The 14,374-nt window shown below is 32.3% G+C and carries 15 protein-coding genes; 7 read left to right on the top strand and 8 right to left on the bottom strand.

All coding sequences use genetic code 11. The features are described 5' to 3' along the window. Positions 1–176 precede the first annotated feature (176 nt). A complete protein-coding gene (locus tag Q0921_RS12500) occupies positions 177–2,228 on the top strand; it encodes a dihydrofolate reductase (RefSeq protein WP_299257301.1) in 2,052 nt (683 codons plus the stop codon). Positions 2,229–2,290: 62 nt separating this feature from the next. Here the strand turns inward: Q0921_RS12500 and Q0921_RS12495 are convergent, their stop codons facing one another. The 6 genes from Q0921_RS12495 to Q0921_RS12470 form a co-directional block, all read right to left on the bottom strand. Then, the gene (locus Q0921_RS12495; RefSeq protein ID WP_299257299.1) at positions 2,291–3,541 is read right to left on the bottom strand and encodes a hypothetical protein; all 1,251 of its coding nucleotides are present in this window, start codon (positions 3,539–3,541) and stop codon (positions 2,291–2,293) included. A 100-nt stretch (positions 3,542–3,641) separates the two neighbouring features. Continuing rightward, complete coding sequence (locus tag Q0921_RS12490; protein ID WP_299257297.1) at positions 3,642–4,268, bottom strand: response regulator transcription factor; 627 nt, start codon at positions 4,266–4,268, stop codon at positions 3,642–3,644. Further along, positions 4,265–6,160 (bottom strand): sensor histidine kinase, encoded by a 1,896-nt coding sequence (locus Q0921_RS12485; RefSeq protein WP_299257294.1) that lies wholly within the window; start codon positions 6,158–6,160, stop codon positions 4,265–4,267. Before Q0921_RS12485 ends, Q0921_RS12490 begins: the two co-directional genes overlap by 4 nt. 3 nt (positions 6,161–6,163) lie before the next feature. Further along, a complete protein-coding gene (locus tag Q0921_RS12480; protein WP_299257292.1) occupies positions 6,164–6,688 on the bottom strand; it encodes a hypothetical protein in 525 nt (174 codons plus the stop codon). 38 nt (positions 6,689–6,726) lie between these two features. Continuing rightward, the gene (locus tag Q0921_RS12475; RefSeq protein ID WP_299257290.1) at positions 6,727–7,206 is read right to left on the bottom strand and encodes a hypothetical protein; all 480 of its coding nucleotides are present in this window, start codon (positions 7,204–7,206) and stop codon (positions 6,727–6,729) included. Positions 7,207–7,389: 183 nt separating this feature from the next. Next, positions 7,390–7,581, bottom strand: a complete 192-nt coding sequence (locus Q0921_RS12470) for a hypothetical protein (protein ID WP_299257288.1) — start codon at positions 7,579–7,581, stop codon at positions 7,390–7,392. A gap of 154 nt (positions 7,582–7,735) precedes the next feature. On the opposite strand from Q0921_RS12470, the gene Q0921_RS12465 reads away from it, so the two are divergent. Beyond that, complete coding sequence (locus Q0921_RS12465; RefSeq protein ID WP_299257286.1) at positions 7,736–8,122, top strand: nucleoside triphosphate pyrophosphohydrolase family protein; 387 nt, start codon at positions 7,736–7,738, stop codon at positions 8,120–8,122. Positions 8,123–8,207: 85 nt separating this feature from the next. Here Q0921_RS12465 and Q0921_RS12460 read toward each other — a convergent pair whose 3' ends face one another. Beyond that, positions 8,208–9,275: a branched-chain amino acid aminotransferase gene (locus tag Q0921_RS12460; protein ID WP_299257284.1), complete on the bottom strand. Its 1,068-nt coding sequence runs from the start codon at positions 9,273–9,275 to the stop codon at positions 8,208–8,210. Between the two features lie 184 nt (positions 9,276–9,459). On the opposite strand from Q0921_RS12460, the gene Q0921_RS12455 reads away from it, so the two are divergent. The 3 genes from Q0921_RS12455 (at position 9,460) to Q0921_RS12445 (ending at position 11,662) form a co-directional block, all read left to right on the top strand. Next, entirely contained in the window at positions 9,460–9,966 is a 507-nt protein-coding gene (locus tag Q0921_RS12455; RefSeq protein WP_299257282.1) for a DUF4920 domain-containing protein, read from the top strand. After that, complete coding sequence (gene mnmD, locus Q0921_RS12450) at positions 9,966–10,652, top strand: tRNA (5-methylaminomethyl-2-thiouridine)(34)-methyltransferase MnmD (RefSeq protein ID WP_299257280.1); 687 nt, start codon at positions 9,966–9,968, stop codon at positions 10,650–10,652. Before Q0921_RS12455 ends, mnmD begins: the two co-directional genes overlap by 1 nt. Before the next feature lie 107 nt (positions 10,653–10,759). Further along, positions 10,760–11,662 carry a TIGR01777 family oxidoreductase gene (locus tag Q0921_RS12445; RefSeq protein ID WP_299257278.1) on the top strand — a complete coding sequence of 301 codons (903 nt, stop codon included), beginning with the start codon at positions 10,760–10,762 and terminating at the stop codon, positions 11,660–11,662. Positions 11,663–11,740: 78 nt separating this feature from the next. Here Q0921_RS12445 and Q0921_RS12440 read toward each other — a convergent pair whose 3' ends face one another. Beyond that, positions 11,741–12,412: a YceI family protein gene (locus tag Q0921_RS12440; RefSeq protein ID WP_299257276.1), complete on the bottom strand. Its 672-nt coding sequence runs from the start codon at positions 12,410–12,412 to the stop codon at positions 11,741–11,743. A 162-nt stretch (positions 12,413–12,574) separates the two neighbouring features. Here Q0921_RS12440 and Q0921_RS12435 point away from each other — a divergent pair, with 162 nt between their 5' ends. After that, positions 12,575–13,117, top strand: coding sequence for a nucleotide exchange factor GrpE (locus tag Q0921_RS12435; RefSeq protein ID WP_299257274.1), 543 nt, complete (start codon positions 12,575–12,577; stop codon positions 13,115–13,117). Between the two features lie 11 nt (positions 13,118–13,128). Continuing rightward, on the top strand, positions 13,129–14,250 hold the full coding sequence (gene dnaJ / locus Q0921_RS12430) for a molecular chaperone DnaJ (protein WP_299257272.1): 1,122 nt from the start codon (positions 13,129–13,131) through the stop codon (positions 14,248–14,250). Positions 14,251–14,374 lie beyond the last annotated feature (124 nt).

Genomic DNA, 14,374 nt, shown 5'->3' with positions numbered 1-14,374 from the left:
TTAGATTGTTTCTGTAGCTAATATAGTCAATTTTTGAGATGGTTTTTTAGTTTAAAGATTTTGAGGGTGTTGGCTGTTTTGGTTTTGAAATCTCACAACATTATGACGAATTATAAACTAAAAATCTTGATTTTTTTTATTTCGTTACTTTTGCTGGGAACAATAAACATAAACAAATGAAACTTAATCGTATAATATTTTTTATGACTGTTAGTACAATGCTAATAGGTTGTAAAAAAGATCCAAGTATACAGGATCAAATCAGTCAACAGGAAACTGAGCAAAAAATAGTAGAAGAAAAATTCGACTATGTTGTGGAGCAGTTTGCGGATATTAAAGTACTGAGATATCAAATTTCAGGATGGGAAAACCTTTCATTAAAAGAACAAAAGCTAGTATATTATCTTACACAAGCTGGTCTAAGCGGAAGAGATATTATGTGGGATCAAAATTATCGTCATAATCTCCAAATTCGTAAGGCGTTAGAAAAAGTGTATACCTCATATGCCGGAGATAAAACTAGTAATGATTGGAAATCTTTTGATACTTACCTTAAAAGAGTATGGTTTTCTAATGGGATTCATCACCATTATAGTAATGATAAGATTAAACCAGAATTTACGAAAGATTTTTTAGCTTCGCTTTTAACGGAAACAAAAACGGAGTTGTCTAAGGATGCAATTGATATTATCTTTAATAAAGAAGATGTTAAAAAAGTAAACCAAGCAAAAGGTATTGATAATGTAGCAATGTCTGCAGTTAATTTTTACGGACCTGGAGTAACTAATAAAGATGTTGAATCTTTTTATAGTAACATGAAATCTCCTGATTCTTTGAAACCATTATCTTATGGTTTAAATTCTCAACTAGTAAAGGAGAATGGAGAGCTTAAAGAAAGAGTATATAAATCAGAAGGGTTATATGGTGCAGCAATTGATGAGATTATCAAATGGTTAGAAAAAGCACAAAGTGTAGCAGAAAATAAAGCGCAAGGAGATGCATTGGCATTATTAATACAATATTATAAAACGGGTGATCTAAAAACTTGGGATGATTATAATGTAGCTTGGACCAAAGCAACAGAAGGGAATATTGATTATATTAATAGTTTTATAGAGGTATATAACGATCCTCTTGGGTATAGAGGTTCTTATGAAACAATTGTGCAGATTAAAGATTTTGATATGTCTAAGAAAATGGCGGTTTTATCAGAAAATGCACAATGGTTTGAAGACAATTCTCCATTAATGGATGAACACAAAAAAGATAGTGTAGTAGGAGTGACTTATAAAGTTGTAACGGTAGCAGGAGAAGCTGGAGATGCTTCACCAAGTACACCAATTGGAGTAAATCTTCCGAATGCGAACTGGATTAGAGCAGCTGTAGGATCAAAGTCGGTGTCATTGGGTAATATTATTGGAGCTTATAATAATGCAGGTAGTTCAGGTCGTCTTAAAGAATTTGTTCACGATGATGAAGAATACGAATTAGAAAAAAAATATGGGCAGTTAGCAGATAAATTACATACTGCGCTGCATGAAGTTGTAGGTCACGCTTCTGGTCAGTTAAACCCAGGAGTTGGCGAGACTAAGGAGACACTAAAGAACTATGCATCTACAATGGAAGAGGGACGTGCGGATTTAGTTGGATTATATTACTTAATGGATCCCAAATTACAAGAATTAGGATTAGTAGAAGACTGGGAAAAAGTTGGAAAAGCTGCCTATGATGGTTATATCAGAAATGGATTGATGGCTCAGTTAATACGACTTAACTTAGGAGATGATGTAGAAGAAGCACATATGCGTAATCGTCAATGGGTAAGTGCTTGGGCTTTTGAGCAAGGAGCAAAAGATAATGTAATTGAGAAAGTTACCAGAGAAGGTAAAACCTATTATAACATTAATGATTACGGAAAGTTACGTGAAATCTTTGGTCGTTTATTGCGTGAAACGCAGCGTATCAAATCTGAAGGAGATTTTAAAGCTGCCGAAGCATTAGTAGAAGGATACGGAGTGAAAGTTGATCAAGCAATTCACGCAGAAATTCTAAAAAGAAATGAACAGTTTACATCTGCTCCTTATAGTGGATTTGTAAACCCTGTTTTAGTTCCAGAAATGGATGAAAATGGTGAAATTACTAAGATCAATGTAACACAGCCTAAAGGTTTTGTTACTCAAATGTTAGACTATAGTAAAACTTATGGCTTCTTGCCTGAGGTGAATTAGTTGCTAAGACTATAATCATTGAAGCGTCCTTTAGATACCTAATTCTAAAGGACGTTTTATTTTTAGAATTTATAAGTAAGCCCCATTTTGAAATTTGTAAATCTATTGGCTGCATTAAAAAGTTGAACACCGTCGTCAGTATTGAAGAATTCACGTCTTGGAGCGTTAATATGGATATATCTAAATGACCCGGTAATACTTATGTTTTTATTGAAATTAATACTTGCTGAGCTAATCCATTCTACTCGATAATCAATTTTGCTATTTTCAAATTCATTTTCCAAAGTTATAAAAGTAACCTGGTTGTTTAGATCATTATCCGAAATACCAGGTTTAAAATAAAGTTTCGAATTAAAAGAAAATTGATCTAATTGAAGTTCAATATTTGGGCCGGCAACCAATCTAAAGATATTAACAGGGCTGAAGTTTCCAATAGAATCTATGTTGTTGCCAAAAAGTTTCAAATCATCACTTGTTTTTTCTGATTCATAATTAATCCCTAGCAAAAATGACAAGCGAACCTTACTTTCCATTTTTTGAATTGACTTAATGGACCTGCCGAGGCTCTTTTTCAATGCTTTACCCTCTTCTTCTGTGAGATTTGCTCGATTACAGATAGTATTGTTGCAAAAAGCGGCAAAGAAAACTTCATTGTTGTCAGATTCAAGGCTGCTATTGGTTTTTGTAGTCGAGTCGGTTTCTATCTCAAAATCTGTTATTTCTTTATACTTTAAGCTTCCTTTGGTAGTTAGTAGTTTCTGGTTTTTCTTATCTGTTCCTTTTTGTGCTCGCTTACCTGATAAGTATATATTCCAAACTGCTCCAATTCCAGTTTCGTATCGTTGACTAATATTTAGAAAATTATTTGTTGTTCGTTTTATAAATATATATCCTTCATAATTAAGTTTGTTGCCTATATGATGATCATATGACATGCTTAGATCAGAAAAGTTTTCTACAAAATTCCCATTTTGAAGTTGCACATTTAATTCAGAATTGAACTTAAAGTCTCCAGGAAAAAAACCTCTTCTTATTTTTGCAGATACATTGAATTGGGTTAAGTCTGTGTTTTGGGAGTTGTTAAGAGTCAATCCAAATCCGAATTTACCTTTAAATTGAGTTTCTGTTAATTCTTGATGTTTAGCATTTTTTAAAAACTTTGCATAAGGAGTAGGTGTTTTTATATTAGCATCTTTTTTATTTTTGTAATGATCTATAATTAATTTATCAAAGACAGTTATAGGGTCTGTTTTTTTTTGACCAGAAACTTTAATTGTTATTAAAACAAAAATTAGTAAAGTATATTTTTTCATTAGAACAGCGTTTTAGTTTCTCAAAACTACCTTAGAATCAAGCACAAAAAAATACCCGTAGCAGGGTATTTTCGGTCAGGTTTTTAACAAGCCTCAGTCTTCAGAAATCATACTTTTTCTCAATGGCATATCGTAATAATTCTCCTTTTCCATGAAGTCCAAGTTTACGAATAATGTTTTTGCGATGTGTTTCTATGGTAGATACAGAGTTAAATCGAATGGCTGCAATTTCTGAGGAAGTTTTTCCTTGTCCGATAAAGGTTAGGATTTCTCGTTCACTTTTTGATAAAACCTGTTTTTTTGATTGTTGTTCGGTGTCTTCAGAGAAAAAAGAAGGATCAATAGTGGCATCATAATAGGTGTTTCCTTTCATTACTTCTTGGATGGCAGTCAGTACTTCTTCTAGTGGAGAGTTTTTAAGTAAATAACCCGAAGCACCTGCTACTACCATTTGTCTCACGGCATCTTCCTGATCAAACATAGAGAAGGCTATAATCTTAATGTGCGGTAGTTCTTTTTTAATTATTTTGGTGGCGGCAATTCCATCGATTTTAGGCATACGAATATCCATGAGTACAACTTTGGGTTGTTTTCTTCTTACGATGGCTAATAATTCTTCACCGTCATTAGCCATACCTACAATACTGATGTCTTCTTCATATTTTAGTAATAAATGAATACCATCGATTAAAGATTGGTGATCTTCGGCTATAGCTACGGTAATCATATCGGTATATTTATGATAATATTAGTTCCTTTCCCTAAGGTAGAATCAATCTCAAAAGTTCCTTCCAAGTATTCTATACGTTTTTCAATACTTTTTAGTCCCATTCCATCTTTTTCTGGCAGTATTTTAGCATCAAAGCCTTTTCCATTGTCCTCTACAATAATATTAAGTAGCGAATCATGATTGGTCAGGGATATATTGATTTCTGATGCATTAGCATGTTTAATAATATTAGTAATGAGTTCTTGTATCATCCTAAAAATGGAAATTTCTAGGGTATTATCCAATCGTTCATTCAGTCCATAATCTTGTACTTCAATTTGCAATGCATTACCATTAGAAGCTTTTTTTGTTAGATTTTTAATGGCTGGTAATAATCCCTGTTTCGCCATTACTCCACTATTCTTTTCATGGGCTATAGTTCTCACTTTCTCGTAGGCTTCATCGAGTAGGTTATTTGTTTTACTGTATAGCTCTTCTATGTTCCCTACTTTAGGATTGTTTCTATTGTTTTTTAGATGATCAAAATGTAGTTTAACAGTGGCTAGTGTACTACCTAAGTTATCGTGTAGATCATTCGCTAATCGTTGCCGTTCTTTTTCTTGTCCGGAAATCATGGCATCAATTGCTGTGAGTTCTTGTTCTTTAAGTAGTTTTTCTGTTTTTTGAATTTCTATTTCGCGCTCTTGTTCTGCAATACGTTGTTTTCGTTTGGTGTTTTTATAGGTTAGAAAGGCGGTTACAGCTCCAAAAAGTAGTAGAACTAATGAACCAATTAACAGGTTTCTGTTTTTAATTCTTTTTGCTTCTGTCTTAAGGTTTGTATTTAGAAGTTGAACTATTTTTTTTTCTTTTTCCGTGGTTTGATATTTAGTGGTAATATCAGACACAAGATTTGCCCTGTCTATTAATTTTAAAGTGTCATTCAAGTGATACTTTTTTTCTAGGAAATAAAGTGCGCTGTCCAATTGATTTTGATTCTTATAAGTTTTATACTTATAATCGTTAATAAAGATTAAATCTTTATAATCTCGATTTTCTATTGAGGTTTCATCTATCTGATTTAGATAAAATAAGGCTTTTTTGAAGTTTCCGTTTTTCTGTTCAACTGTTCCTAAATTATATAAAATATCATGAATGTGTTTTTTTCCGTAATCATATTCTATCTTACGATATGAGTTAATAGCTTCATTATAAAATTCCCTTCCAATTTCAGGCTTTTTAAGAATTAGATCATAGTGGACTCCTAGTAATTGAGCGAATCTACCTTGAAAAAAAAAATTATTATTTTTTTTAGAAATTTCTAAATTTTTTTTTCCTACCGGTAACGGATCTTCGGAGTAATCTTTTAAATGATAAATCTTGCCTAAAATACTTCCCATATAGAAATAATTAGCATATAATCGTTCGTGTTTATCATAGGCTAATTTCTTATATTTTTTTGCATACCTACTAAACGCTGGAATATCCTTTTGATTTTTAAACTGATAAACCAAAATACGTTTAAGAGCTTCACAGACAATAACTTTATCATTCAATTCTTCAGCAATTCTTAATGCATTAAAATAGTTGGAAAAAGCAATGCTGTCGGACTTTTCATCGGAAATACTTCTTATGTAATAATCTCCCTGTGCAAGATGATAAAATGTTTTTTGCTTTTTTGAAAAAGCAGTTATATCGAAATTTTTACTAGAAGGATCTAAAATTTCACCATACTTAAGATAAAGATATTGTTGCTTGAGGAAAAAAACCTTTGGTTTTGATTCCGTAAAAAAATCTATACTGATACTGTCAATATTAAATGTTCTTATAGCATCAAAATAATCATTTGAATCTTGTGAAAAACAAATACTGGATGAAAATAGAAATAATGTAAGGATTCTTTTGTGCAATTTTTATGAGCTTATTTGATTTTGACAAATTTTTGGACCTATGGTAGGTTTATGTAAATTATTCACCGTAATTTCTATTTGGTCATTTAAATTAAGGTTAGGGATAATAACAGGTTTTTCATATGTTACCTCATCATTTTCGGGAATATCTTTTATTTTGTCAATTGTGATTCTTATGATATGTTTATATGTGCTATTTCCATCGATATTCTCATCAATGCTTACGATTCCATAGTTCTTGCCTGAAAGCCTTCTTAAGGTAATATTATCAAGCTTAACATTGGAATATCCCGTGTCACTCTCATTTTTATCCGCTTCGATTCTTGTTCCAATTACAAAAACATCACCAGAATTATCATCAGGAGATTCAATAAATATTGTTTGAACTTCATTATTATAAGGTGAATCACTATTAAGACTTAAAGTTAAATAAAAGCGTTTTTTAGACTCGGGTTCTCTATTTGTACAACAACCAACTAAATTTATAACAAGGGAAATTAAGAGAATAGACCGTATTAATGTTTTCATAATTTGATTTTTTAATAAGTTACATTATAATTAAATATTTAAGCAATTCTGAATTGGCAAATTTTAGGGCCTATTTTATCAGGATCTGTTATAGGTTTTGGGTTTGAATCAATAATTGTAACATCAAATGAATCATTTGACAAACATCTTTTAAGTTCTATTTTGTTTAGAGGTGTTGGTGTGTAAAAACTTTCAGTATCATTACTGAGATCATCTTCTACAAATACTTTAAGTTCGTATAAAAATGGATCCTTATTTGAAACACAAACTTTCGCGTCATAATTTTTTTTACTTTCTCCGCTAATCTTTTTTAAAATTAGTTTTGAAATGGATACTTTATCAAATGAGTTTCTGCCTGTTCCTGGAATTTCTCCATTTGGAATGAAGCAAGCCCCAATAGCATAAACTGAAGTAGTAAATGTTTCAACGTGTATAACTTGATATTGATCTTTTATAGAATTATGATCGTGTCTTGCATCAATGTTAAGAAAGAGCTGTGTATTACTAGAATTTGACATTATAGATTTTTTTATTTTTTAGTCATTCCAAATCTCTCCAAAAAAGTAACACCATCCCATACCCAATACAAGGTATTTTTATCTTTTTTTAAGATAATAAAACCCAAAAAGATATTTTACCAGTTATTAAATGATACTAGCGTGAAAAACAATTACTTGATTGAAAACTAGGGGTATAGTTTGTTACTCCGGCCTTAAATACGTTTTTAAGACAAAAAGTAACAAAATAAAGATAATAAAACCGAGGAGAATAAAAATACTGCCTTTGTAATATTTGCGGTGTAGTTTAAGATCTTTTCGGTAACTAAATATCATTAAAATGACAAAAGCAACTACAAAACATCCTGCAAATATCAACTGACCTGTACTAAACATATTTTGTTATTTTTACGGCAAAGATAATTTACATTATACAAACTTTTAAAATAAATTACACAAACCTTTGCGTCTTTTTCTGTTATGGAGAAATATGAATTGGAGATACTAAAAAAATGTATATTTTTTTTAAAAGTTTTTTAAATAGAATTTTATGAAAGATAAAATTGCCGCTGTACAAGAATTTCATACAGCTTTTGAGATTGGGTATAAAAATGAGCCAATTGCGGATTTAGGTGAATCTAAAAATACACTTCGTTTTAACCTCATGAAAGAGGAAAATGAAGAATATCTAGAAGCTGCTCAGGATAATGACCTTGTTGAGGTTGCTGATGCGTTAGGAGATATGTTATATATTTTATGTGGTACGATTATAGAACACGGGATGCAACATAAAATAGAAGAGGTGTTTACCGAGATTCAACGTAGCAATATGAGTAAGTTGGGAGAGAATGGTAAGCCAATTTATCGAGAAGATGGTAAGGTGCTCAAAGGGCCTAATTATTTTAAACCAAACATCAAAGAGATTCTTGATCGATAATTATAAAACAAAAATGCCTCGAGAGTTTTTCTTGAGGCATTTTTAGTTATCTAAGCTTGTAATTCGTCAATCCTTAATTCAGTAATTACACCTTCACTCTCCATCCAAAAAGATCTTCAGCTTTATTGTATTGTATATTCATTAGTTCCTTCTTAAAATGAGAAGCATAAGAGTTTTCTTGTTTTTCTAGTTCGTAATGCTCTCCTTTATAGCCAAAAGCCTTCACGGGGCTTACCACAGCAGCAGTACCAGCTCCAAAAATTTCTTTTAAACTGCCATTTTCAAATGCTTCTACGATTTCACTTACTTTTATAGGTCTTACCTCTACATTGTATCCTTGTTTCTCTGCTAATGCAATTAAACTTTTACGAGTAATTCCATCTAATATTCGATCACTAATAGGAGCTGTTAATAAAGTATCGTTTACTCTAAAAAAAACGTTCATCGTTCCTGCTTCTTCTACATATTCATGTGAGTTAGAATCTGTCCAGATGATTTGTTGATATCCTTGCTCTTTAGCTAGTTTGGTAGGATAAAATTGACCTGCGTAATTACCAGCTGCTTTGGCATATCCAAACCCTCCACTAGCCGAACGACTAAATTTCTCTGCAACCAATACACTTACATCTCCACTGTAATAAGATTGTGCTGGTGAACAAATAATCATAAAACGATATTCATCCGCCTCAGATGCAGAAACACTTGCTTGCGTAGCAATTACAAAAGGTCTTATATATAGTGAATTTCCAAAACCGGATTTAATCCACTCATTATCTAATTTTAATAGATTATTTAGTCCATCAAAAAAATACTCCTCAGGAAATTCTGGCATTGCCAAACGTTCCGATGATTTATTGATCCTCTTGAAATTTTCATCAGGTCTAAATAAGAAAGTGTCTCCATCCTCATCTTTATATGCTTTCATTCCTTCAAAAACAGCTTGTCCGTAATGAAATACTCGAGCAGACGGATCGAGTGTAAGAGGCCCGTATGGGACAATTTTTGGTGTTTGCCATTCGCCATTGAGATAATCACATATAAACATATGATCTGTAAAAATTTTACCAAAAGCTAAATTTTCAAAATCTACTTGCCCAATTTTGGATTGATTTACTTTGGTAATTTCAATCTCTTGCGGAACTGCATTTCTCATCCGATAGTTATTTATAAGGTTGTGAAATTTTTTATTATCTACTATTGTATTTTTTATTAATTATGTCCTAAAACAGATAAGAAACTTACAATAGTTAATATTTTAAACAAAAATACCCTTTTCTGATAAATTAAGAATTTTAAAAATGTTTAATTTTGCTAAACATCATTAATAATAATGTATTATGAAAAAAATAGCACTGTTTTTTGCGGGATTGTCATTTATAATAGGTTGTAATTCTGTACAGAAAGGAGAAGAATCTTTCTCAGTTAACGATATAGCGCTAAGTGAATATGACAATTTTGGAGGAAAAATTTCATCAGAAGCCATCTTGTATAAGGATGCAATAGCAGAGAAATACGATAATCTTAGTGAAGGAGATACAATAGACATTGCTTTTTCTAGTACAGTAAATGGTGTTTGTAAAGCCAAAGGTTGTTGGATGAAGATTGCTTTAAATAAAGAAGAAGAAACGATGGTAAAGTTTAAAGACTATGGCTTTTTTGTTCCCAAAGATATTGAGAATGATACCATAATTGTTCAAGGAAAAGCCTATGTTTCTGAAACTTCTGTTGATGAATTACGACATTTGGCGCAAGATGCAGGAAAATCTGAGGATGAAATAGCCGCTATTACTACTCCTAAGAAAACGTATTCTTTTATGGCAGATGGAGTGTTAGTAAAGCAGTAATGAAAAGAGATTTAAAACGCGAGATTATTACCACTTCTGATGGCTCTACAACTATTCACTTTCCTGAGTTAGATGAACAGTATCATTCTAAACACGGGGCTATTAATGAAGCAAAGCACGTTTTTATCAAAAGTGGTTTTGATCATATATTAGCTTCCAGAAAATTTCCTGAATTGAATATTCTAGAGATTGGTTTTGGAACAGGTTTAAATGCTTTTATTACCTATCTAGAAGCTTTCAAAAATGACCAAAAGATTAATTATGTTGGAATAGAAGCGTATCCAGTTCCTTTGGATGAGGTAAAGTTTTTGAATTACGTAGCTCAATTATCTGCTGTAAACGAGCAAACAATTTTTGATATGATGCATAAATCTCCATGGGAAGATCTGAATAGGATATCATCTTCTTTTTTTCTTACCAAACGTAAACAGTTTTTTGCGGAAATAGAGGATAAAAATTGCTTTGATTTAATTTATTTTGACGCTTTTGGTGCAAGAGTACAACCAGAGTTGTGGGGTGTTGATATTTTCTTAGTAATGTATGAAGCACTAATGGATAAGGGTGTTTTAGTTACTTATTCTGCGAAAGGTAGTGTGAGACGTGCAATGCAAGAAGTTGGTTTTGTTGTAGAAAGGCTTCCTGGTCCGCCTGGTAAAAGAGAAATGCTAAGGGCAACAAAAAATTAGAGGTTATTTACGTTTTTCTTAGTCGATGTTTTAATATTTGTTAAACCTATAATAAAGAGGTAGGTTATGTTAAAATCGGGTGTTATTTTGCACGAAATAACTCAACGATGAAAGTTTTAATTACTGGTGCAACTGGACTTATTGGTCAGGAAATAGTAGGACTATGCCATCAATCAAAAATTGATGTACATTATCTTACAACTAGTAAAAATAAACTTACATCAGAAAAGAATTATAAGGGGTTTTATTGGAATCCTTCAAAAGGAGAAATAGATTCGAAATGCTTTGAAGACGTAGAGGTAATTATTAATCTTGTTGGTGCTACAGTAGCCAAACGTTGGACAAAGAGGTATAAGCAAGAAATTATTGATAGCCGTGTTGATACTGCTTCCCTCATTATAGAATCACTTAAAAAAGTAAAACATTCCATTCGCCATATAGTTTCTGCAAGTGCCATTGGGATTTATCTTGATTCTTTTCAGAATTATTATATGGAAGAATCTTCTAAGGAAGATACAGGTTTCTTAGGAGAAGTAGTCAAAAAATGGGAAGCAGCAGTTGAGGAGTTTAAAACATTAAATATTGAAGTAAGTCTTCTTAGAATTGGATTAGTACTTTCTAATAAAGGTGGAGCGTTTCCAAAAATGGCAAAACCTATTGAGAAAGGAGTAGGAGCGGCTTTTGGGAGCGGAAAACAGTGGCAGAGTTGGATTCATTTAGAGGATTTGGCACGTATGTTTATATATGTAGTAGAAGAAGAATTGACGGGAATATACAACGCTGTAGCACCTAATCCCGTTTCTAATAATAAATTAACGCGTGTGGTAGCGGATCAAATGAGTAAAAAAATAATACTACCTAATGTACCTAAATTTATGATGAAATTGATTCTTGGAGATATGCACGTATTGTTGTTTAGTAGTCAGAGAGTGTGTAGTGATAAAATTTTAGAAGCAGGTTTTCAATTTAGATATGATAATATTACTCAGGCAATAGAAGAACTTATTTGATATACAAGTAAATCATAAAATATAAAAAAGGTCAACATTCTAGAATGTTGACCTTTTTTATATGATAGTTTTTTTGAATTAAGCTTTAGTAGCTTTTAGACTAATCTTAAGTTCGATATCATCCATAATAAACTTATCACCTAAGTTTTCGAAAACAGATTTAGATCCATAATTCACACCCCAATCTGTACGATTAATTGTAAACACTTCACTGTTTAAAGTCATTGTATCTCCTTCTAAAGCTGATGTTGCTGGGAAAGAAATATTTTTCTTAATCTCTTTGATCGTAAGATTACCTTCGATAATTGTTTTACCTTCTTTTTCTGAAATTCCAGTCACTTCAAAAGAAGCATTAGGAAATTTAGCTACATTAAAGAAATGATCTTCTTTACCTTCTCCTTCTCCTTTAAGATGTCCTTCAAGACCTGCTTTTTGATCACCTTCTAAATCGGTTACATTAATTGAAGCCATATCAATCACAAAAGATCCACTTTGGATTTTTCCATCCTGTGTTTTTACTTTTCCTTTTGCAATGTTAATAGTTCCTGTATGGTTTTCTGTTGGTTTTTTACCAACCCATTCAATAGTACTAGCAGCATTGTCCACAATATAAGTTATTGCTTCTGCAGGTGCTTCTACTACCTTTTCTGCAGTAGTAGCTTCGGTTTCATTTTTTTTCTCGCCTTTACAAGAAGATGCTGCTATTATAATTGCAGTAATAGCAAATAGGTTTATTAATTTGGTTTTCATAATAATTCTAGTTTATAGTTTTAAAAAATCAAAATTATTTTTTTAGAAAATGAATACTCTTAAATATATACTAAAATATTCCTGTGACATTATGACATTTATTCAAAAATGGCAGTACTTTTGCATCTTCAAAAAAAGAAACTTATAAAAGGTACTAGTTACATGAGTAAGAAAAATAAAAATACAGAAGATGTAAAGGATCAAGTAGAAGAAGTACTTGATAAAGTTGTAGAGGAAACCAAGGTAGAAGAGGTGGATGCTGAAACACAATTAAAAGAGGATCTGAAAAAAGAAAAAGACAAGTTTTTGAGACTTTTTGCAGAGTTCGAAAATTACAAAAAGCGTACTTCTAAAGAAAGAATAGAGTTGTTTAAGACAGCTGGCCAGGATGTTATACAATCTATGCTACCAGTATTAGATGATTTTGATCGTGCCAAGAAAGAGATTGAAAAATCTGTTGATAAGGATTTACTGAAAGGCGTCGAACTGATTCATAACAAATTAAGAGAAACATTAAAGACTAAAGGGTTGTCTGAAGTAGAAGTAGCTGCTGGCGATGTGTTTAATGCAGACGATCATGAAGCAATAACCCAGATTCCAGCACCTAGTGATGAGTTAAAAGGGAAGATTGTAGATGTTATAGAAAAAGGATATAAATTAGGAGATAAAGTAATTCGTTTTCCTAAGGTGGTAACTGGACAATAAGATAAATAGAGATGAAAGAAGATTTTTATGATATTTTAGGCCTTAGTAAAAACGCCACAGAAGCCGAAATTAAAAAAGCATATCGTAAGAAAGCGATAGAGTATCATCCAGATAAAAACCCAGGAGATGCTTCGGCAGAGGAGAAGTTTAAGAAGGCAGCAGAAGCATACGAAGTATTAAGTGATCCTGATAAAAAATCTCAATACGACCAATTTGGGCATCAAGCTTTTGAAGGCGGTGGTGGTTTTGGCGGCGGTTTCGGCGGCGGCGGAATGAATATGGACGACATATTTAGTCAGTTTGGAGATATTTTTGGCGGCGGTGGTTTTGGCGGCGGTTTCAGCGGCGGAGGCGGAAGACAACGTCGTGTAAAAGGAAGCAATCTGCGCATACGTGTAAAACTTACATTAGAAGAGATTGCTAATGGAGTAGAGAAAAAAATTAAAGTTAAGCGTAAGATTCAAGCTCCCGGAACTACTTATAAAACCTGTTCGACATGTAATGGTAGTGGTCAGATGACTCGAATTACGAATACTATTCTAGGACGAATGCAGACATCTACCACATGTTCTACTTGTGGAGGAGCTGGACAGATTATAGATAAAAAGCCTGCAGATGCAGATGGTCAAGGTTTAAAAGTGTCAGAGGAAACAGTAAGTATAAAAATACCTGCTGGTGTAGAAGATGGTATGCAGCTCAAAGTTTCTGGAAAAGGAAATGAAGCACCGGGTAATGGTGTTCCAGGTGATCTTTTAGTGGCAATAGAAGAGCAAGATCACTCAGAACTACAACGTGAAGGAGATAATCTGCATTATGATCTCTATATTAGTTTTTCTGAAGCAGCACTTGGTGCGTCAAGAGAGATTGATACCGTATCAGGTAAAGTTCGTATTAAGATAGAAGAAGGTGTGCAGAGTGGTAAAATACTTAGACTAAGAGGTAAAGGAATCCCTAGTATTAATGGCTATGGAAAAGGAGATCTTTTAGTGCACGTAAATGTATGGACACCTAAAACATTGAATAAGGAACAAAAAGAATTTTTTGAAAGAATGGCTCAGGATGAGCATTTTAAACCTAGTCCAGACAGTAAAGACAAATCATTTTTTGAAAAAGTAAAAGACATGTTTTCATAAAAATAAGAATGGTACTTTTGTAAGTATAATCATTTTTAAATGCAATTTTTGTTTAATAAAAATTCGTATATTTGAAACATCACTAGCGCATTTAGTGATAATTTTTCTTTTTCATAGCAATTTT

The sequence above is a fragment of the uncultured Aquimarina sp. genome (assembly GCF_947496855.1).
In the GTDB taxonomy this organism is placed as follows: domain Bacteria; phylum Bacteroidota; class Bacteroidia; order Flavobacteriales; family Flavobacteriaceae; genus Aquimarina.
The sequence above is the reverse complement of the archived record's forward strand: the minus strand, read 5'-3'. Positions and strand labels throughout refer to the sequence as shown.